Raw genomic sequence first — 19,138 nt, 5'->3', positions numbered from 1 at the left:
TAAGAGCTGATGAAAAAAGTACTATATGTCCATCATTCAGGATTCATGGGCGGAGCACCGAAAAGTCTGACTTATCTCATTAGTCATCTGGATAAGACAAAATTTGATGGTCATGTACTGACAATTCGCAACGGCCCGGCTGTAAAATTGCTGGAATCCGGTGGATTACCGGTAGAAGTCGCTAAAGGCATGTTTCCTTTCCACGGATCAACAGTATCAGGAATGAGACCGAAACTGTTTATTCGTAATCTGATTGGAGCACTACCTACGTATTTTCAAGCTAAAAAATATATCCGTAAATACAAACCGGATATCGTTCACTTGAACAGCACATGTCTGTTCCAAGTCGCTAAAGCAGTCAAAAAAGTATCTCCTGATACTAAAGTAGTCTGCCATGTACGCGAACCGCTACTCAACTCATTCGCAGGAAATATTTTAAAACGAATGAATCACAAATACGTGGATGGGTATATCTCGATCGATCAGTTCGATTCCGAGACGGTTGATAGCAATGGTAAAGAATTAGAAGTCGTATACAACTTCGTGGACTTTGGAACCTACAATCCAGATGTAAACGGGACTCCTGTTCGCAGGGAACTCGGTATAGACGATGACGATATCGTCTTTTTGTACATTGGTCGTGTGGTAACAGGGAATGGAGTATTGGATCTGGTGAAGTCATTTAACAAAATCAGCAAAGGTCATCCGAACTTCAAGTTGATCGTTGGTGGATTTTACTTTAATAAAAATAATGCATACGAAGACAAAGTTATGGCAGAAGCTAAAGGAAATGATCAGATCATTACACTGGCTTTCCGTGACGATGTACCGCAGTTAATTGCCGCAAGTAATGTCATGATGTGCCCGTTTGTAGAACCTCACTTTTCACGCAGTATTATTGAAGCAGCCTCAATGAAGAAACCAGCGATCGCTACCAATATTGGTGGACCGAATGAACTGATTCTTCATAACAAAACAGGATTCCTGTTCGAGGATGGTAATCATCAAGCGATGGAAGATTATATGGTTAAAATCGGTACAGACAAAGCATTATACGAGAAGCTTTCTCAAAATGCATTAGCTTTTGCAGAAGAGAACTTCGATGCGCGTAAAAACACCAAGCGGACATTTGATTTCTATAACCGATTCTTCGTTAGAGAAACCGTATGATCACAAGCTTTATACGCTTCAAACGCAAAGTAGCTAAAAAGTGTTCTACCGTCTTCACCCGGAGAATGCTAAAAGAACAGCAGATCACATTTGGCAACAACTTGATCGCTGTAGGCATGCCGATTGTGGATCGAGAAAAGGGAAGCTCGATTCAGATCGGACATAACGCTATTTTGTGCTCATCCGATTATAGCAACCCGATCGGACTCAATCATCGTACAGTGATTCGTACCCTTGCAGAAGGTGCTGTGATTGAAATTGGCGATGATGTAGGGATTAGCGGAGCAAGTATCTGTGCAGTGTCTCGCGTCAGTATTGGTAATCAAGTGATGCTAGGTGTCAATGTACAGATCAGTGATACCGATTTTCATCCGATCAAGCCGGAAAATCGTCGATTCAACAAAAATCCACTGGATGTGGGCAAAGCCGATATAGTCATTGAAGATAATGTATGGGTTGGTGCAAATGCGACTGTACTCAAAGGAGTAACAATCGGTCGCAATAGTGTGATTGGAGCAGGCAGTATTGTCGCAAGCTCGATTCCACCCAATTGCATCGCTGCTGGAGTACCGGCTAAAGTCATTAAGCACTTGGAAGGAGTGGAATAATATGCTGAATGCACAGAGTTTGTCGCCAAAAATAGATATTACCGTCAAAAATAAGCTCATCATCTTTATTACGATGGTACTTATTGTCATTACGTCGGGTTCTGTATTATTCGGCAAATTATATTATTCCCTCTTTATTATGATTCTGTTCGCAACAGCGGTAGTGTTCTACTTTCCGAAGCGGATTGAACCCAAGCACTTTTTGACTTTAATGGTGATCTTAGCTTTCATCTTATTCAACATGTTACTGTATCGCGATAATGTGGGCGGCTATGGTGGATTGATCCTCAAAATTCTAGCGATTTTTATGATTATCAATCGTCTGGATATCCAGCAAGCTGGTAAAAGTTATCAGTGGATTATCGTCGCGTTGGCTTTGCTAAGCTTACCGTTCTATGCTCTGGGTGTAGTTAGCCCTGAATTTGTAAGATCGACATTCCCCACAGTCGATGTATGGAATGGTGTTTATCGAATCACACCATTTTATGTATATGGGAATTGGAATATGTCACGAAATCAGGGGATCTTCTGGGAACCTGGTGCTTTTCAAGTCTTTCTGAATTTGGGCATTTTCCTGATGCTGTTCACCAACCGGAAGCTGCCCAAATGGAAATTGATTCTCGTTACCGGTACATTACTCACAACGATGTCCACTTCCGGATATATGATCTGCGGATTGATCTACTTCGCTTATCTTATCCGTAGCGGTAAACGCAAGCAAATGACGCAACTTATTATTCCGTTATTGCTGTTAATTCCGCTGATTTATTTTGAAAGTCAAAGTGGTGTTATTGCAGATAAGTTTCAGGATGGCAATCAATCATTTGATCGCCGATCACTGGATACGACATCGAATCTGGAGCTAATGATCGAGAAACCGCTCGTCGGTTGGGGCTTCCAGAACAATAGCGTACTGATGGAACGGTATGGAATAGGTGATTCTTCAAATTCATTACTGACCTTTGGTTATCAATTTGGCTTACCATTACTACTGATTATGTTGATCTACTATTATTCAAGATTACAGCGAGCAATCGGCAGTGTGTTTCAAAGCATACTGATCTTTATTGCACTGATCATAGTCTTTTCTACTGAAAATATGATCTTTCAGCCATTGTTCGTTATGTTAATGTTTTTCGATATAAAAGCTTCAGAACAAAAATTAAAGAGTGGTGAACAACTCCATGGAAACGAAGTCAATCGCTTACGTAGCCCCTTACGTGGACGAGCAATTGCACCAGAAAAGGGGATATAGCTCAAAACATACGGCAGGCAATAAAAAAATTGACTGTATCTTGCATGCGTTGGAGGAAGGAGATAACCAGATTACGGTTATCTCACCATTGCTACTCAAAAAGAATACATTTCGTTTTTTTAGCGCAGATCGTTATTCGATTGGACATCGAAGTGAAGTCATTTATCCGGCAACGGTGGATGCGAAATTTATCAGTCTGTTTTTGACACTGTTTACGACCTTTTTTCAACTGGTTCGTTGGAATCGGGCGCATAAAGGAGAATCACGTGCTGTGATTTTCTACAACTATCGTCTAGAAACAGCGTTACCAGCGATGTTGTTCAAAATGCTGTATCGTGTGCCGCTTATCGTTGAGTATGAAGATGGGATCTACGCTGTAACAGAAACGAATAAGTACTACAAAAAGCTAACCGTAATGGTAGAGAAATTTGCCAACAAATTGTTAGATGGTGCTGTACTTGTTACTTCTGTACTCAAGAAAAGAATTCGCACCGACAACTATACAGTGGTTCGTGGAGGTACAGTTCATCCTGCGAAGCTCAAGCCTGTGCAGGAAGTGAATCTAGGTACTGCTGATCGGCCATTCCGTATGGTGTACTCTGGACGACTCGATTACGACCGTGGTATTGAAATTCTGCTTGAAGCGCTCCCCCACGTGAACACCGAGCGCATGATTCAATTAGATATTACAGGCTATGGTCCGTTAGAAGAAAAAGTAAAACAGTTTATCGCGAGCCAGTCTAATGCACGTATCAATATCACATTCCATGGTTTTCTGGATGATAACGACTATGCGGCATTGATGGAGCAAGCAGATTTATTTGTAAATACACAGCGTGAAAAGATTCTATTCAGTGAATGTTCGTTCCCTTCTAAAGTGGTCGAATATATCAAATATGGCAAATTGGTTCTAACTTCTGGCGTATCCGATATCAATCTGATTAATCAGAATATGTTTGTAACCTATGGCAATGATAATGCACAAGAATTAGCCGCAGCGATTAACGAAATTTTGCGTCATCCAGCACAATACAGCCTATATCCAGCTCGTGCGATGCAATGGTTAATCAGTGATTGTTCGCATAAAGTCGTTGCTGACAAGTTAGACAAAGTGCTCAATCGTGCAATCAACGGAGGTACGCAAGAAAAAGTGGTTTATTCAGAATCCACTTCAATGAAATAAGCGGGAAGGAGGGATGAAGATGGTAAATATTAGACTGGATCAATATTCGCAAGCGGAGTATTCGCGCGGAAGATCAGGGCTATATTGTCTACTCTGGTGGTTTGTACAAGGAACATTATTCCGCTTCTCCCTGCATAACATGTACAACTGGAGAAGATTTCTTCTCAACAGCTTTGGAGCGAAGCTTGGACTCGGTGTTCATGTTCGTCCATCGGCTAAATTTACGTATCCATGGAAAGTTACGATCGGTGAGTATTCATGGATCGGAGACAATGTTGAATTTTACAGTCTAGATGAGATTGTGATCGGTAGTCATTGTGTCATTTCCCAGAATTCCTATCTGTGTACAGGAAGTCATAAGCTGAACGATCCAACGTTTGGATTGATTACAAAGCCGATTACGATAAAAGATGGCGCATGGGTAGCAAGCGACGTATTTGTCTATCCAGGCGTAACGATTCACGAATTAGGTGTTGCAGGAGCACGCAGTACGATTTTCAAAGACATTCCAGCAAATGAAGTGCATATCGGTTTTCCGGCTGCTTTTCACAAGTATCGTTTTCCTGAAGAAGTGACCAAAGAAAATTCAGTGGCTTCGATTGCTCAAGTACACCGTATCAAGTAAATCAAATGAGTCCTATAGACAAAAGAGGGATGAGTGTGAAACCAAAAATAGTTTTTGTCATTAACTACTTTTATCCCGACTATGCATCAACGGGACAATTATTAACCGAGTTATGTCTGTACTTACAACATGACTTTGATATTACAGTTATTGCTGAATGTCCTCCAGGTTATGGAGGCGAAGCCGCACCGAAAGGTCGCTATATTACCGATCACCTTGAAAATATTAAAGTGATTCGTATTCGTCTTCCTGAGGTCGATAAGCAAAGTAAGTTCAGCCGGATCAAGTATATTTCCACATACTTCTTCTATGCGACTTACTTGTTATTGAAGCAAAAAAATACAGACTTTATCTACACGATCTCTACACCGCCGGTATTAGGTGGACTGATCGGTACGATAGGCAAATTATTCAAACGTTCCAAACATATCTACAATATTCAAGATTTCAATCCTGAGCAAGCAGAAGCTGTTGGGTACACCAAGCGTCAATGGATCTTCAATGTGGCTCGTGCGATCGATAATATCAATTGCTCGATGGCAGATCATATCATTACTGTTGGTAAAGATATGCAGGAGACGTTGGTTAACCGCTTTGGTGGACGCAAGCATATCGAAAATACCGTCATTAACAACTGGACGAATGAAGAAGAAATCGTTCCGTTGGACAAAAATCATCCACGAGTTGCCAAGTTTATTGCCGATCATGGCTGGCAAGACAAATTCGTGGTGATGTATTCCGGTAATCTGGGTCTGTATTATGATCTGGAAAATCTAATGACGATTATACCGGGTCTAAAAGATTGCAAAAATCTGGTCTTTGCTTTTATCGGAGAAGGTGCGGTGAAGAAAAAGATGCAGGAATATGCAGCACAACATGGACTCGAACAATCCGGTCAAGTGTGTTTTCTCCCTTTCCAACCGAAAGAGGATTTGAAATATTCGCTTAATGCTGCTGATGTTCATCTGGTCGTGAATCAGAAAGGCATCAAAGGGGTCTCCGTTCCAAGTAAAATCTACGGCGTGATGGCGGCTGGTAAAGCAGTGCTTGGTGTTCTTGAATCAGGTAGTGAAGCACATCGCCTTATTGTCGAAGGAGCTTGTGGACTGGTAGCAGAACCTCAAAATTATGAGGATATTGCGATTCAACTTCGTCGTCTGTACGAGATGGATGCTGAAGAAATTCAAGCGATCGGTCAGAATGGACGGGATTATCTGGAAAAATATTTACGCCGCGATGTATCGCTGGAAAAATATCGTCAGCTATTGTTATCCATGGCGACACAGTCCCCGTCAACAACTATGGTTTCTGAATCAAGATAAATATAGTCGGAACGACCAACCATCCGTAACATACTAAAAAAGAAATGGGAGGGATTGGAGTGAAACTTATCCTTTTATCTGGAGGTTCAGGTAAGCGTTTGTGGCCTCTGTCTAACGATGCAAGATCAAAACAATTTTTGAGAGTACTGGAAAATGAAAAAGGTGAACTGGTATCGATGGTTCAGCGTGTATGGAATCAATTGGATGCTTGTGGATTAAGCGAGTCTAGCCTTATCGCAACTGGTCAATCTCAAGTCGAGATTATGCGGAGTCAAGTCGGTGCTGATGTACCCCTTATTATTGAGCCAGAACGAAGAGATACGTTTCCTGCTATAGCACTTGCAGCAACCTATCTATATTCTATGGAAGGTGTCAGCTTGGATGAAGTCATTACGATTTTGCCGGTCGATCCTTATGTAGACAATATGTTTTTTGACACTGTAAAAAGTATGGAAATGGCACTACAAGAATCTGATGCGGATATCGCACTAATCGGTGTAGAACCAACCTATCCTTCTTCTAAATACGGATATATTATTCCGTCAGGTGAAACAACAGAAACCGGTCTACGCAAAGTAAGTCGTTTCCAAGAAAAACCGACCGAAGAATATGCAGAACAATTAATTGCTGAAAATGCACTGTGGAACTGTGGTGTGTTTGCTTTCAAACTAGGCTATCTGATTAGCTTACTTGAAGAAAAAGGATTGCCTATTCAATACGAGCAATTCCTTAAACAATATGATCGTTTACCAAAAATCAGTTTTGACTATGAAGTTGTCGAGCAAGCGAATAACATTATTGCTCTTCCATATACCGGCTACTGGAAAGACTTAGGTACATGGAATACATTGACCGAGGAAATGAGCAGCGTACAAATCGGACGCGGTATTATCAGTGAAGATTGTGAAAATACACATCTGGTGAACGAAACGAACGTACCTGTCACGATTTTAGGTATGAAAGATGTTGTTGTTGCTGTTAGCCCGGACGGTATTCTGGTATCAGATAAAGCATCCAGTCCACGTCTGAAAGAATTAGTGAATTTTGATCAAGGTCCTATGTATGAAGAGCGTCAATGGGGCTGGGTTGTTGTATTGGATGATCAGAAGTATGAAGACGGACGCTGTGTACTAACGAAGCGTATCGGTCTGCAAGAAGGTAAGAACCTGAGTTATCAGTCTCATACCGATCGTGAAGAAGTATGGACAGTCGTTAAAGGCGAAGGTGAATTTGTGCTAAACGGTAACATGATGCGGGTAAGAGCAGGGAACGTACTGCATATTCCAGTCAAAGCACTTCATAGTATCCGTGCAGTGAAGGATCTAGAAGTGATCGTTGTCCAAACGGGCTTCAATGCGCAGAACGATCAAATTGTGGAGCTATTCCATTCATGGGAAGAGATCGAACAAAACTGCATGAAGATTTGATCACCATTTGTTATTACATTTCAGATTATGGATATGGACATGCGACTCGAAGTATCGCGATTATCCGCACGATATTAGAGCGACATCAAGATGCACCTATCCGCTTAATCGTGAATTGTGGCAAAGCATTACCGTTTTTAATAGATTCGTTGCAATCACAAATGATGTCATCGATTCATCAAGATCACCATATCGAATTCAGAAGCATATTCTCGGATACGGGTTATGTGTTACACAATGATTCGATAGCAGCAGATATACAAGGCCTTAGACAACAATATAACCTCGATATGTCGTTGTTTGAAGAAAGAGTTACCCAAGAACAGCAATTTTTAGAAAATGTGCAAGCACAACTGGTTATTAGTGATATTTCACCGATTCCATTCGTTGCAGCACAGCGTGCAGGTGTAGAGTCGTTAGGTATTTCCAACTTTACATGGTACACCGCTTATCAAGATATGTTGGACAAGTCAGATCTGAATCAGCTACGCGAAGCATACGCGCAGATGGATCATTTTATCAGTCTAGCCGGTTGTGCTGAACCACAATGGGGACGCAAATGCCGGATAGATACTGGATTCTTTTGCAGACAGCCTGATCTTCAGGAAGTCGAACGTATTCGCACAGTATTAGATCCGACTGGAAAACGCAAAATTATCTTTTTTGGCTTAGGTCGTAGTATACAGGTAGATCATTGGTCAACGATGGAACTGTGGGATAGTGAAGATTGCGTATTTATCGTATCTTCCAATATGGATATTGACCATCCCAATGTCTTGCAGATTCCTGATCAATATACCGAATCACAGAATTATGTAGCTGCCGCCAATCTGGTGATAACCAAGCCAGGATGGGGCACCGTCTGTGAAGCGATCGAGTTAGCAAAGCCACTCATTTTGCTTAATCGCAGTCACTTTTATGAAGATCGTCATACGATTGCAGCTGTTCCTGTCGATCATCCTTTGTACTTGATGTCATGGGAAGAGATTCAGCAACTTACATTTGCGGCTGAGGATCGGATAGATGAGCTTGAGCATTCGCCACCAAGCAAAGTGTCAAGCACTGATCATCATGTATCCAGCTCAACTCTGATAGAGATTGCTGATTATATTCAGAATCTTTTACATCATGTAAAAGTAGTCTGAACTTAGTGCATAACGATCCAGACGATAGCACCCCATAATAATAGTGAAATTGCAGTGCCCCATAGGCATCCTTTTGCAAATGTTGGATTAGTTTGATATCTCATAATGGTCAGCCTCCAAATATAGAATGAGATTGAAAAATATTTGTCCAATCATAGATTGAATCCGTACTAGATTGAATCTGTCAATCTGACAAATGAATCAATTTCTTATAAATACTATATCGGTTGAACTACGGGATAGATGAATAGAGGTTTTGGAATAACATACTCAATCTGTTTTGAAATATAAAATTACAAATAAGGAACAGGAGTGGTAATGATGAATATTACTGTAATAGGTACAGGTTATGTAGGTTTGGTATCAGGTGTCTGCTTTTCAGAAATAGGAAACAACGTGCGTTGTGTGGACAAAATTGCTTCTAAGATCGAAACATTGCAAAGCGGTGGCATCCCGATCTACGAACCAGGTCTTCAAGAAATGATGATGAAGAATGTAGAAGCAGGACGATTAACATTTACAACGGACTTGAGTGGACCGGTATCCGAATCGGATCTCGTGATTATTGCAGTAGGTACTCCACCACTTCCTTCCGGTGAAGCCGATCTACAATATATCGAAGCAGCAGCTCGTGAAATTGCTCTTTCTATGAAAGGGTACACGGTTGTCGCTGTGAAAAGTACAGTACCTGTTGGAACCAATGAGCGCGTAAACAGCATTATTGCTTCTTTGACAGATCAACCTTTTGATACAGCTTCGATTCCAGAATTTTTACGTGAAGGTTCTGCGGTTAAAGATGCATTTAATCCAGATCGTCTGGTATTGGGTGTACAGACACAACAAGCAGCAGACTTGCTACTTGAATTGCACCGTCCATTAACAGAAAATCTAGTTGTAACCGATATCCGTAGTGCAGAAATGATCAAATACGCATCGAATGCGTTCCTTGCAACAAAGATTTCATTTATCAACGAAATTGCTAATATCTGTGACAAAGTAGGCGCAGATGTTGACGAAGTAGCTAAAGGGATGGGATTAGATCGTCGTATCGGACCTTCATTCTTGAATGCGGGTATCGGTTATGGTGGTTCTTGCTTCCCGAAAGATACTCATGCTTTGATCCAAATCGCAGGTAATGTAGAGTATGACTTTAAATTACTCAAATCTGTAGTTGAAGTCAACCAAGCACAACGCTGGGGAATCGTTGATAAGTTGTTAGAAGCATTAGGTACATTGCAAGGTAAAAAAATCGCTGTCTGGGGTCTAGCGTTCAAACCAGATACAGATGATATTCGTGAAGCACCATCCTTGGAGATCGTACCGAAATTAGTAGAATTCGGTGCCAAACCACAAGTATTTGATCCAGTAGCAGCAGAAAACTTCCGTCGTGAATATGATCATGAGTCTATTACTTTTGCAGAGAGTGCGCTAGAAGCGGCTCGTGGTTGCGATGCAGTCTGCTTGTTAACCGAGTGGGGCGAGTTCGTCAATATCGATCTTAAAGAAGTCGAAGCTGTTATGAACCAATCCGTACTTGTTGATGGACGTAATGTATATAGCGCTAAACGTGTCAAAGAAACAGGCTTCGATTACCATTCTATGGGTCGTCCAGCATTGCTTCGTGATAGCTTTATCGCAACTCAATCATAATCAAAGATTCTAACCTATAGCAAAAACCGACGCTGAAGATCAACTTCAGTGTCGGTTTTTTTGCTGTTGTATTCAGATATGAGGATCAGAACATCTATCGATCATCACTAGCAAATAAAAGAGCTTCAGGTGTATATCGTAGTTGATTATCAGCACGCTCAATCGGCGCTAATCAAGAGAAATAGAATGGAAATTTCACTGTGTATGGGAACGATCTCTGACAACACGCTCTAACAATTGACGAATCAATTGAAGATCTTCTTCTTCTAAAGGAACACCGTCCCAATGAAGTTGAGTATAATTTAAAAATTCGCGTGCATTCGTATTTTGTTGAGCAGGATCAAATTCTTCGGTCAAACCGAGTAAATAATCAGAAGTAGTACTCAATTTTTTAGCGATAGATTGGATCGTTTCCAAAGTGGGTTGTCTGTATCCGGACTCGTAGCCTGCATACGTGCTTTTGGCTACTCCTACATGATCTGCAACTTCCTTCATCGACATATTTCGCCTTTTGCGAAGTAGTTTGAGGCGTTTGGCGAACAATACAAAAACCCCCTAAATAACCTAAAATGTGTGCGACTTGGATGCTGTTACAGTTAGGAAAAAAGCCGCAGACAATAATACATATTATATCATGTGAAGTTATTATTGCCTATATAAATACAATTCCTAACTAGCTTATAATATCAATCATACTCCCTATTTCGACGATATGCGTTGTTATACGGCTATATACTAATTTAGTAGATAAATTATAAAGAGTGGAGTCTATGGGATATATATCTTAGTATATATACTGATTAGGTAAAATTGCATATGCTGTTTTATGTAAAATCTAAGTATACAACATATAACTTAACTACTTAGTTATTTATTTACTCAATAACCAAAAATTGTATATAAAAAATGTACGTAAAAATAAGGTAGTATGGATCACTTTATATATCGGAATTTAGAAAAATATTATGAACTTACTTTACATATAAATGAATAATAGTTATATAGTCCTACTATACCATTACTTTATTATTTTTTACTATGGTATTTGGACAAATAACATAAATTATTAAAAATAAATTAATTAATATTGAAGAACATCTTACAGGTAGAAGCGAAGCAGACATGATATAGTTTAGATACTTTAGCTTGATCCTATTCGTTATATTTACTCAAGGAGGAATACAATAATGGAATTGCTTCGTCAAAAAGTAATCAATGAAGGTATCGTTTTGGAAGGGCAGGTTCTGAAAGTAGATTCCTTTCTGAATCATCAGATGGATCCGCTATTAATGAAAGAAATCGGTAAAGCATTTACGCAATTATTCGCAGATACCGGTGTAACGACTATTCTGACTATTGAGTCTTCAGGAATCGCTCCCGGCATTATGACAGCATTAGAGTTTGGTGTGCCATTGATATTTGCACGTAAACAAAAGTCACTGACTCTTACTGAAGATATCTTTGTAGAAACCGTATATTCGTATACCAAAAAGCAGAGCAATGATATCACCGTCTCCAAAAAATTTATCAAGCCAGGTGACCGGGTACTTATTATTGATGACTTTCTAGCGAACGGAGAAGCCGCTTCTGGACTTGCCCGTATAGTCAAACAAGCAGGAGCAGAAGTAGTAGGAATCGGCATCGTGATCGAAAAGTCGTTCCAACCAGGAGCGCAATTGTTGATCGATGAAGGATATCGGTTAGAATCGCTGGTGCGAATCCGCTCATTAGATAACGGACAGGTTCAATTTGTAGACACACCTTGATAGATTCACAGTCATGATGGTATTGCTTTATGGAATAGAAATAGATAGTTTGTATTATGTGTTAGCTCTACAGTGCGCTGGATCGCTCCATTGAAGTCTAATTTATAGTGGTTTGTAAATTAGGCTTGAGCGATACAGATCGTAACTGAGCAGCGTGTGCTTGAGACAGATAGCGTTCAATCAGATCATCTGCAATATAGCTTGCGGCTTGAGGAGTCTGAAGAGTTCGTAGCTGTGTCTGCATATGTTGTAGAATTTCTGGTTGATCCAGTGCTGTCATAAGCCGTTTAGCTAGAGCAGAAGAAGAGTCGCATACTTCAGCAGCTTGATACGATTGCAAATACAGCGCATTGGCTAATTCTTGTCCCGGTACAGGCTTGAGTAGAAAAAGAGGTAATTCACAATGAATACATTCAGCCACCGTCACCCCGCCAGGCTTGGTGATTACACAATCACTCATCATCATCCATTCACTCATCCGATCTGTAAAACCTATAATCGTAAACGCAGGATGTTCGCTATAGTGACTAGCTAACTCTTGTAACAAAGATTCATTTTTACCGCAAATTACTATCACTTGTGTATCTGTACGCTCAGCAAGTTGGTCACACACTTCACGAACATTTTTGAGTACCCCATAAGCACCGGCAAGCAATAGAACTGTTTTGTGTTCAGGTATTAATCCAGCTTGAATACGAAGTTGCTTGCGATCAGGTACGTCTGTTACTGGATGCTGGGCTGTGAATAGATTCCGATCGAAGTCAGCACGTAAAGGAATACCTGAAACGCTAATCCGCTCTGGTGGTACACCCTGAGCTAACATATCTTGCTTCATATCGGTAGAAGATACATAGTAATGATCGATATGAGGATGAAGCCAGCGTCCATGTAGATCATAATCGGTTAGTATATTGACAAGTGGCATCGTTAGTTGCCAGCGCTTTTTCATAGTAGGCAACACCAATTGTGGAAACGTATGAATCACCAGATCAGGTTGTTCCTGCTCCAACACAGCTTGCAAGCTTCGTATTCCCAATGAATGAAGTGCTTTGCCAAATAACGAAGTGGCTTTCATTTTGCGGGTATTATAATACACCCATCCATATAAATGAGGAATCGTAGTGAAGCTTTGCATATAAATAAACTGGGTTATTTTGTTGATCCATGGATGAGATTCAGCCATCACATCCAGTAATGTTACATGTGGAACACCACGTTCTAACAGACTAGCTTGCAACGATTTGGCAGCTTGATAATGTCCATGACCATAGCTTGCATATACGATTAGAATCGAAGACGAATTGTGCGGCATACGAAAATTCCTTTCTAAGCCAAATGTATTCTATTTCCATAAAAAGCTGCTTCTATAGGTTGCCTGAACTTGAGCATAGCACGAGCGGTTATAGATAATCCAATATGGGCTGGATGACTATAGCAAATAGAAAAGAAAAAGCAACGTTCTCTTATTGTTTACCCTGTACAATCCTTTTAGAGACAACCTTTTTGACTACAGTGACCAAGCAACGGAATTACATATCATATACGCAATATATCCAACAAAGATTCGCCAAAAAATTAACCTATTTCGTACCTTTTTTTAACAAACAAAAGTGCTATAATCTTAAAAAGTATGATATTATAAAATAATAAGGTGCTTAGATAAGGGTTGGCGTTGAACACGTTGCTAACAGCGACCAACACACTAGAGAGGCGCTCACATGCGCAGGGATATACCATATGCGGGTACATCAGCCTTGTACTAAGAAGATAAGAGCATTCAGCCGGATTGATTCAGCATTTCTCTTAAAGGGTATGTAATATGTCAGATGCCCGCAGAAAGTGCTAAAAGATCACAGATGAGATACAACTTCATATCTAACTACAAACACACCAAAGGATCTTTTCGGCGTTCTCAAAAACAAGGCACGTTTTGGGAGGGAATTCCATGGCAACTAAAGGACACAACGAAGTCAAGGAAAGTCTACGGGAAATGACACGCATTTTTCGGCCTAAGGATCCAAAGAAATTTGTTAAGGAATATGTTCGCAAGTATCACATAACCGGGGGATACGAAGAAGAACTCACGCTTCTTGTCGAGGATGAACTTGTTAAGTTAGATTCGTCCGTCTCTTGATTACGTATGTAAGCACATGCGACGATTATTGAAAATGTAATGATTATAATTTTATGTAACAACTGAACAATGAATGTGATGATTATTTTCGTAATTTAATGAAAGCAAGACATACCGTCCTTTGGCGACTGACCGCCAGAGGACTTTTTTTGTGCTTTTGTGAGATGGAATTTATATTTAAAATCGTATAACAACGTAAATCGATGATTTTTTAATAACATAAATCATCATCTCTCCAAAATAAAAAAAGGAATATCTCCAAATCTATTGACAGTGTATATATACAATGTATACTGTGTATATAGATATATACAGTATACACACTGAATGGAGGGTATATTGATGAGCGAGAATTTCAAGTCTGGCTGGATATTAGCTCGTAAAGATTTTTCGAACAATCGGATGATGTTTGTCTGGTCTACGATCTTTGTACTTTATATGGGCGGAGTATTAGGTTTACTTTTTTATACAGGTACACTGGCTGGGAAAAATCACTTTTTACAATCCAGTACAACTGATTTTATTATGCTGATCTGTGCACCGTTGTTAGGAACTGATTTTTCTAGACGAGCGTTTAATTTGCAAAAAGAAGATACTTACACCAAAAATTTAGTCTATCTTCGTATTTTACCTGTTTCTTCAACAGCGATTATATGGGGAAGAGTTCAGCAGATGGCGCTTATCTTTTTATATAATTGGACATTGTTTTTCTCTATTTTGTATATTATGAGAATTCGTTTTGAAGTAGATATTTCATTTGTTTCTTATATTGCTTTTGCGCTCACTTGGGCTGGCTTTTGTGTAGCATTAATGAGTTTTTATTTATATTTTGAATTTAGTCTTTCCGGTAAAAAGTATATCAAATTTACGTTTGTCACTATTTTTGTACTGATTCTCTTGTCGATCGGGAGTGTCTGGTTAGATTGGAATATCACAAATAACTTTTTATTAGTAGCGATGAAATATAGATTAGCGTCACCGCTGATGTGGAGTGCTATTGGAGTCGGTATAGTGTGTATGACGTTATCTATTTATGGCATTCGGCGTACATTACGGCATAGAGATTTGGTCTAAGATAATGTATTTGAGAGTGGAACGGTTAGGAGGGGTAGAGGTATGAAGATACCTGTGCAGATCAATGAAGATAGTGCTGAGCCATTATATCGGCAGGTGGAGAATCAATTACGTTCTCTCATTATTGGAGGAACATTACAAGAAGGTACATTATTACCCTCTATTCGTGAATTTGCCGCCGATCTGAAATGTAGTGTGATTACGATTCGACGCGTCTATCAAGACTTGGAGAACGAAGGATGGTTACGCACACGTCAAGGAACAGGAACATTTGTGATGAAAGTCGAACAAGGGCAACTTACTCAGATGAGTGAAGAGAATGTACGTAAAATTATGAATGAAGCTATTCAGAAAAGTGCTGCTCTAGGCTGGGATCAACAGCAATTGCAACAATTGTTTGCAGAGTTATTACAACAACATTTTACAACATAACAACACTATTGAATGATAAGCCTATTATATAGCTAAGGAGGAAACAGCTATGCAGGAACAATCAGTCATTTCATTACACGAAGTCTACAAAACACGAGGTCAACATACGATTGGCCCGATTAATTTTGAATTACCTCAAGGATATATTACTGTTCTTGTCGGTGAAAATGGAGCAGGAAAAAGTACCTTATTAAATCTGATGATGCAGACGATTTATCCAGATCAAGGATGGATGACATGGTTCGGTCAATCCGAGAAAGATGAGTTACCTCTTCATATTCGGCAGCGGATCGCTTATGTATCAGAACATTCGTCGATTGAAGAAAATCGAATGACAGCGTTAGAAGCCGCTCGCTTCCGTTCTCATTGGTATCCTAAATGGAATCAAAAAAAGTTTGAACAGTTGTTGATTGAATTTCAAGTACCATCCAATACCCATCTAAGCAAAGTCTCCAAAGGGCAACGACAAAAGTTTGAATTTGCCGCAGCTATTGCGACTACACCGGACTTGCTACTGATGGATGAACCTTCTTCCGGGCTAGACCCGTTTGCCTGGAAAGATATGATCCGTACATTGCACCAACTTATGGATACCAGTGATCTTAGTATCCTCATTACAACTCACCGGATGGAAGAAGTAGAACGACTTGCCGATTATGTCATGCTGATGAATGACGGTATTATCTACGGAATTGAAGAAAAAGATACACTTTATCAACAATGGAAAGAAATATGGATCAATGCCGGCGCAGGCGATACCGACGTAATCCATAACTTGCGCGACTGCGATGGTATTATCGCATGGGAAGTACAATCCGATCTATCTGTACGCATCATCACCACAGATGCTCTACAACTAGAAGCTACCGCCGCTGAAAACGGAATCCCTACCCAGACCAGAGGGCTAGAATGGGAAGACTTGTTATACTATTGGCGTAGCGCTTGGAACCAAAAGCGCGACCAAAGTAAAATAAAAAAATGATTTTTGCTTTAGCAAAATATCTTACGATAAGCGCTTGGAACCAAAAGCGCGACCCAAGTCCAAAGAAAAAATGATTTTGCGTCAGCAAAATATCTTAAAGGAGCGATCAAGCGATGAAACCATTGGTATTGAATCAAATTATCAAACATTATGCAGGGACAACAGCGGTAGACAACTTGTCCTTAGAAGTAGAAGCAGGAGAGATTTACGGCTTACTAGGAGCAAATGGAGCGGGTAAAACGACAACAATGCGCATGGTACTCGGACTGATTTATCCAGACGAAGGTGAAATTTTGTATGATGGCAGGCCCTACCGGACAGAGTTACAACACAAAATGGGCTATCTTCCAGAAGAACGTGGATTGTATCCTAAAATTAAAATTAGTGATCAGTTAGTCTATCTCGGACAATTACGTGGTATGACTCACAAAGATGCAGTACAAAGTCTTAAAAAGTGGTTGGAACGTTTTGATGCGATGGAATATTTGGATAAACGGATCGAAGAACTTTCCAAAGGGAATCAGCAGAAAATGGGCTTTATCGCTGCGGTTATTCATCATCCCAGTATTCTTATTTTAGATGAAGCATTTAGTGGACTTGATCCGGTGAATGTGGAAATGCTCAAAGAAGTCATTCAAGAATTGCGAGATGAAGGAACAGCAATCTTATTTTCAACTCACCGGATGGAACATGTAGAAGAACTATGCCGTAATATGACGATACTACGTCGCTCCAAGCCGGTACTACAAGGCAATTTAAGAGAAATTAAACATACGTATCCGCGCGAAAAAGTTGTTTTGCGTACAGCACATCCACTTGTCGGTCTACAAGAGATAACAGGCGTTACCAATGTAGAACCACAAGATGAAAATGGTCGTTATCTGATTCATATCAATGAAGAAGAAGCGACACAACAGATTTTACAATTAGCGATGCAACAGGGAAGTGTAGAACAGTTCGAGATCAAAGAACCAACATTAAACGAAATCTTTATTAAGGTGGTGGGCAATAATGAATAAGCTAGGGCATGTAATTAGCTTTACCTATCGTAATAAAGTCAAAAACAAATCATTTCGTTGGACGACATTATCACTTGCTGTGTTATTACTAATTGGACTCAATATTCCGTATTTTATTCAGTTATTTTCAGGTAACAACGGGGAAGATAATCTGAAGATTGCTATCGCAAGCAGTAATTATGATGAGATTGCTACTCAGATTCAGCAAGCTGCGCAAAAGCAACAACAAGCCAAGTCTTCTACAGACAATCCAATGATGAATGCAAGTAGTGACTTGCAGGATACAAAGCTACAATGGCAAGATCAATTGGAATCCGAAGCCACTTTGCGGAAGCAAGTAGAAGATGGCAAGATTGGCGGATATTTATTATTACAAAAGCCGTCTCAAGGCGATCCAGCGTTCCCTGCCGTTACGTATGTGAGTGAAAAAAATGATGTTGTTATTCAAAGTCTATTACAGACGGCTACACAAACAGCCAAAGTACAATATATTGCCGCAGGGAAGTTGACTAATACACAGTTAGAACAGATCGGTACACCGGTCACAGTAAATCATACTTCTCCAGATGATCTTAATGGCAATGCCGATTCTAAAAAAGAAAATCCAATCAAGTCTAACACTGAGAATTATATTCTGGTCTATTTACTTATGGTGCTGTTCTTCTTCTCATTGACGATTACAGGCAATATGATTGCATCCGAGATTACAGCAGAGAAAAGTTCGCGGGTAATGGAAATATTAATTTCCAGTCTATCTCCACTGACCCAGATGTTCGGTAAGATTATCGGTGTTTTTTTAGTTGGACTCACGCAGATTGCTTCATACGGTATCGTGATCGCAGTTAACTTATCTCTACCCTATTATCAAGAAGTGCTGGCTAAATTTGATCTGCATGTTAGTAATCTATCTTTGAATATTGTTGGATTTGGATTGTTGTATTATGTGTTAGGTTACTTCTTGTATGCGACATTGTTCGCGGCGATTGGATCGATCGTAAGTCGTACAGAAGATTTGGGACAAGCGATCTCTCCGATTACGATGTTAACATTGGCTGCATTTTATATCGGAATATTTAGTATCTCCAATTCAGATTCGTTATTAATGCGTATCTCTTCTTATATTCCGTTTTTCTCGCCGACAACATCTATTGTACGAATTGGGCTTGGCTCAATGCCAATCTGGGAAATCGCGATATCTATTGGTATTTTACTGGTATCTATCCTGTTCTTCGGCTGGTTATCTGCCAAAATCTATCGCACTGGTGTATTGATGTATGGAAAACGTCCAAGCTTGAAAGAACTACGCAAAGCAATGAAATCTTATAAAATTTAGTAAGTAAGAGGTG

Annotated in this window: 18 protein-coding genes; 16 read left to right on the top strand and 2 right to left on the bottom strand. The window is 39.9% G+C overall.

What is annotated here, in order from left to right; all coding sequences use genetic code 11:
- The first annotated feature begins 9 nt into the window (after window positions 1–9).
- From PQ460_RS21285 to PQ460_RS21245, 9 genes are all read left to right on the top strand, one after another.
- Window positions 10–1,170: a glycosyltransferase family 4 protein gene (locus tag PQ460_RS21285; protein ID WP_274171097.1), complete on the top strand. Its 1,161-nt coding sequence runs from the start codon at window positions 10–12 to the stop codon at window positions 1,168–1,170.
- Window positions 1,171–1,235: 65 nt separating this feature from the next.
- On the top strand, window positions 1,236–1,778 hold the full coding sequence (locus tag PQ460_RS21280) for a DapH/DapD/GlmU-related protein (RefSeq protein ID WP_274171096.1): 543 nt from the start codon (window positions 1,236–1,238) through the stop codon (window positions 1,776–1,778).
- A 1-nt stretch (window position 1,779) separates the two neighbouring features.
- Window positions 1,780–3,033 (top strand): hypothetical protein, encoded by a 1,254-nt coding sequence (locus PQ460_RS21275; protein WP_274171095.1) that lies wholly within the window; start codon window positions 1,780–1,782, stop codon window positions 3,031–3,033.
- On the top strand, window positions 2,963–4,216 hold the full coding sequence (locus PQ460_RS21270; protein WP_273614700.1) for a glycosyltransferase: 1,254 nt from the start codon (window positions 2,963–2,965) through the stop codon (window positions 4,214–4,216). Before PQ460_RS21275 ends, PQ460_RS21270 begins: the two co-directional genes overlap by 71 nt.
- Before the next feature lie 19 nt (window positions 4,217–4,235).
- Window positions 4,236–4,841: a putative colanic acid biosynthesis acetyltransferase gene (locus PQ460_RS21265; protein ID WP_273614701.1), complete on the top strand. Its 606-nt coding sequence runs from the start codon at window positions 4,236–4,238 to the stop codon at window positions 4,839–4,841.
- Window positions 4,842–4,876: 35 nt separating this feature from the next.
- The gene (locus tag PQ460_RS21260) at window positions 4,877–6,163 is read left to right on the top strand and encodes a glycosyltransferase family 4 protein (protein WP_273614702.1); all 1,287 of its coding nucleotides are present in this window, start codon (window positions 4,877–4,879) and stop codon (window positions 6,161–6,163) included.
- A gap of 59 nt (window positions 6,164–6,222) precedes the next feature.
- On the top strand, window positions 6,223–7,590 hold the full coding sequence (locus tag PQ460_RS21255) for a sugar phosphate nucleotidyltransferase (RefSeq protein WP_273614703.1): 1,368 nt from the start codon (window positions 6,223–6,225) through the stop codon (window positions 7,588–7,590).
- Window positions 7,554–8,735 carry a glycosyltransferase family protein gene (locus PQ460_RS21250; RefSeq protein WP_274171094.1) on the top strand — a complete coding sequence of 394 codons (1,182 nt, stop codon included), beginning with the start codon at window positions 7,554–7,556 and terminating at the stop codon, window positions 8,733–8,735. The genes PQ460_RS21255 and PQ460_RS21250 overlap by 37 nt, the downstream gene beginning before the upstream one ends.
- 321 nt (window positions 8,736–9,056) lie before the next feature.
- Window positions 9,057–10,385, top strand: coding sequence for a UDP-glucose dehydrogenase family protein (locus tag PQ460_RS21245; RefSeq protein ID WP_274171093.1), 1,329 nt, complete (start codon window positions 9,057–9,059; stop codon window positions 10,383–10,385).
- A 195-nt stretch (window positions 10,386–10,580) separates the two neighbouring features.
- On the opposite strand, the gene PQ460_RS21240 is transcribed toward PQ460_RS21245, so the two are convergent.
- Window positions 10,581–10,928 (bottom strand): helix-turn-helix domain-containing protein, encoded by a 348-nt coding sequence (locus PQ460_RS21240; RefSeq protein ID WP_204826536.1) that lies wholly within the window; start codon window positions 10,926–10,928, stop codon window positions 10,581–10,583.
- Between the two features lie 644 nt (window positions 10,929–11,572).
- Here PQ460_RS21240 and PQ460_RS21235 point away from each other — a divergent pair.
- On the top strand, window positions 11,573–12,151 hold the full coding sequence (locus PQ460_RS21235) for a xanthine phosphoribosyltransferase (protein ID WP_273614706.1): 579 nt from the start codon (window positions 11,573–11,575) through the stop codon (window positions 12,149–12,151).
- Window positions 12,152–12,248: 97 nt separating this feature from the next.
- Here PQ460_RS21235 and PQ460_RS21230 read toward each other — a convergent pair whose 3' ends face one another.
- Window positions 12,249–13,463 (bottom strand): MGDG synthase family glycosyltransferase, encoded by a 1,215-nt coding sequence (locus PQ460_RS21230; protein WP_274171092.1) that lies wholly within the window; start codon window positions 13,461–13,463, stop codon window positions 12,249–12,251.
- A 633-nt stretch (window positions 13,464–14,096) separates the two neighbouring features.
- On the opposite strand from PQ460_RS21230, the gene PQ460_RS21225 reads away from it, so the two are divergent.
- The 6 genes from PQ460_RS21225 to PQ460_RS21200 all read left to right on the top strand — a co-directional run bounded on the left by PQ460_RS21225 (window position 14,097) and on the right by PQ460_RS21200 (window position 19,125).
- Window positions 14,097–14,285, top strand: a complete 189-nt coding sequence (locus PQ460_RS21225) for a hypothetical protein (RefSeq protein WP_069329489.1) — start codon at window positions 14,097–14,099, stop codon at window positions 14,283–14,285.
- 342 nt (window positions 14,286–14,627) lie between these two features.
- Window positions 14,628–15,359 (top strand): hypothetical protein, encoded by a 732-nt coding sequence (locus PQ460_RS21220; RefSeq protein WP_274171091.1) that lies wholly within the window; start codon window positions 14,628–14,630, stop codon window positions 15,357–15,359.
- A gap of 42 nt (window positions 15,360–15,401) precedes the next feature.
- Window positions 15,402–15,791 (top strand): GntR family transcriptional regulator, encoded by a 390-nt coding sequence (locus PQ460_RS21215; protein ID WP_274171090.1) that lies wholly within the window; start codon window positions 15,402–15,404, stop codon window positions 15,789–15,791.
- A gap of 49 nt (window positions 15,792–15,840) precedes the next feature.
- On the top strand, window positions 15,841–16,773 hold the full coding sequence (locus tag PQ460_RS21210; RefSeq protein ID WP_274171089.1) for an ATP-binding cassette domain-containing protein: 933 nt from the start codon (window positions 15,841–15,843) through the stop codon (window positions 16,771–16,773).
- Window positions 16,774–16,886: 113 nt separating this feature from the next.
- Complete coding sequence (locus PQ460_RS21205) at window positions 16,887–17,792, top strand: ABC transporter ATP-binding protein (protein WP_274171088.1); 906 nt, start codon at window positions 16,887–16,889, stop codon at window positions 17,790–17,792.
- Window positions 17,785–19,125, top strand: coding sequence for an ABC transporter permease (locus PQ460_RS21200; RefSeq protein ID WP_274171087.1), 1,341 nt, complete (start codon window positions 17,785–17,787; stop codon window positions 19,123–19,125). Before PQ460_RS21205 ends, PQ460_RS21200 begins: the two co-directional genes overlap by 8 nt.
- The last annotated feature ends 13 nt before the right edge of the window (window positions 19,126–19,138 follow it).

Origin of the sequence: Paenibacillus sp. KACC 21273 (assembly GCF_028736095.1) — a bacterium.
GTDB lineage: Bacteria > Bacillota > Bacilli > Paenibacillales > Paenibacillaceae > Saccharibacillus > Saccharibacillus kyungheensis.
This window is presented reverse-complemented; position numbering and strand designations above follow the sequence as displayed.

Coding starts and splice junctions, on each gene's coding strand:
- PQ460_RS21235 (WP_273614706.1), top strand. CDS start 11,573: ATGGAATTGCTTCGTCAAAAAGTAATCAATGAAGGTATCGTTTTGGAA.
- PQ460_RS21205 (WP_274171088.1), top strand. CDS start 16,887: ATGAAACCATTGGTATTGAATCAAATTATCAAACATTATGCAGGGACA.
- PQ460_RS21245 (WP_274171093.1), top strand. CDS start 9,057: ATGAATATTACTGTAATAGGTACAGGTTATGTAGGTTTGGTATCAGGT.
- PQ460_RS21220 (WP_274171091.1), top strand. CDS start 14,628: ATGAGCGAGAATTTCAAGTCTGGCTGGATATTAGCTCGTAAAGATTTT.
- PQ460_RS21275 (WP_274171095.1), top strand. CDS start 1,780: ATGCTGAATGCACAGAGTTTGTCGCCAAAAATAGATATTACCGTCAAA.
- PQ460_RS21215 (WP_274171090.1), top strand. CDS start 15,402: ATGAAGATACCTGTGCAGATCAATGAAGATAGTGCTGAGCCATTATAT.
- PQ460_RS21265 (WP_273614701.1), top strand. CDS start 4,236: ATGGTAAATATTAGACTGGATCAATATTCGCAAGCGGAGTATTCGCGC.
- PQ460_RS21225 (WP_069329489.1), top strand. CDS start 14,097: ATGGCAACTAAAGGACACAACGAAGTCAAGGAAAGTCTACGGGAAATG.
- PQ460_RS21210 (WP_274171089.1), top strand. CDS start 15,841: ATGCAGGAACAATCAGTCATTTCATTACACGAAGTCTACAAAACACGA.
- PQ460_RS21200 (WP_274171087.1), top strand. CDS start 17,785: ATGAATAAGCTAGGGCATGTAATTAGCTTTACCTATCGTAATAAAGTC.
- PQ460_RS21230 (WP_274171092.1), bottom strand. CDS start 13,463: ATGCCGCACAATTCGTCTTCGATTCTAATCGTATATGCAAGCTATGGT.
- PQ460_RS21280 (WP_274171096.1), top strand. CDS start 1,236: ATGCTAAAAGAACAGCAGATCACATTTGGCAACAACTTGATCGCTGTA.
- PQ460_RS21250 (WP_274171094.1), top strand. CDS start 7,554: ATGGGAAGAGATCGAACAAAACTGCATGAAGATTTGATCACCATTTGT.
- PQ460_RS21285 (WP_274171097.1), top strand. CDS start 10: ATGAAAAAAGTACTATATGTCCATCATTCAGGATTCATGGGCGGAGCA.
- PQ460_RS21270 (WP_273614700.1), top strand. CDS start 2,963: ATGGAAACGAAGTCAATCGCTTACGTAGCCCCTTACGTGGACGAGCAA.